2 protein-coding genes are annotated in these 879 nt (G+C 65.2%); one reads left to right on the top strand and one right to left on the bottom strand.

All coding sequences use genetic code 11. The features are described from left to right. On the top strand, nucleotides 1–79 hold a 79-nt coding region (locus JHD07_RS39775; RefSeq protein WP_366864334.1), incomplete at its 5' end, for a hypothetical protein. Nucleotides 80–116: 37 nt separating this feature from the next. Here the strand turns inward: JHD07_RS39775 and aqpZ are convergent. Continuing rightward, entirely contained in the window at nucleotides 117–839 is a 723-nt protein-coding gene (aqpZ, locus tag JHD07_RS11905; protein WP_291622202.1) for an aquaporin Z, read from the bottom strand. Nucleotides 840–879: the final 40 nt, after the last annotated feature.

Here is an 879-nt window from a genome sequence, read left to right as displayed (position 1 = left end):
CATCTATGGCAAGGGCGCGCCGCGCCCCGGCCGAAAGATGGGGCACGTCACCGAAGTGCACCCCACCGCTGGCAAGTAACGGGACCGCGGCTTCGCGCTGCGATCCCGCTTTGCGATCACGCCGTCTTTGCGCCTGCGACGACGCCCGTGGGCTCTTCGCTGAGCCAGCGATAGACCACTCCACCGAGCGCGCCGCCGATCAGCGGTGCAACCCAGAACAGCCAGAGCTGCGACAGCGCCCAGCCGCCGACGAACAGCGCCGGACCGGTGCTGCGCGCCGGGTTCACCGAGGTGTTGGTGACGGGAATGCTGACGAGATGGATCATCACCAGCGCAAGCCCGATCGCGAGCGGCGCAAAACCCGCCGGCGCTCGGCCATGCGTGACCCCCATGATGATGAACAGGAACATCATGGTCATCACCACCTCGGTGAGGAAGCCGACCATCATGCTGTACTGACCGGGCGAATGCGCACCATATCCGTTGGACGCAAAGCCCTTGCTGACGTCGAAACCGGGCGCCCCGCTGGCAATGACATAGAGCAGCAATGCGGCGACGATCGCACCCACCACCTGGGCAATCACATAGGGTAGGATCTGGCCCGTCGGAAAGCGGCCGCCGGCGGCGAGACCGACCGTGACGGCCGGGTTGAGATGGCAGCCCGAGATGTGGCCGATGGCATAGGCCATGGTGACCACGCTCAACCCGAAGGCGAGGGAGACGCCGACGAGGCCGATGCCGACCTCGGGAAAGCCGGCCGCGATCACTGCGCTTCCGCAGCCCGCGAATGTCAGCCAGAAGGTACCGATCGCCTCGGCAGCGTATTTTTTCATGTCCATTGTAGTCCCCTCATTGCAAGACCCCGGAACAAGCTCCGGT

The sequence above is a fragment of the Bradyrhizobium sp. genome (genome assembly GCF_016462955.1).
Lineage (GTDB): Bacteria > Pseudomonadota > Alphaproteobacteria > Rhizobiales > Xanthobacteraceae > Bradyrhizobium.
Note: the sequence above shows the minus strand (reverse complement) of the source record. Positions and strands in the feature narration are given on the sequence as shown.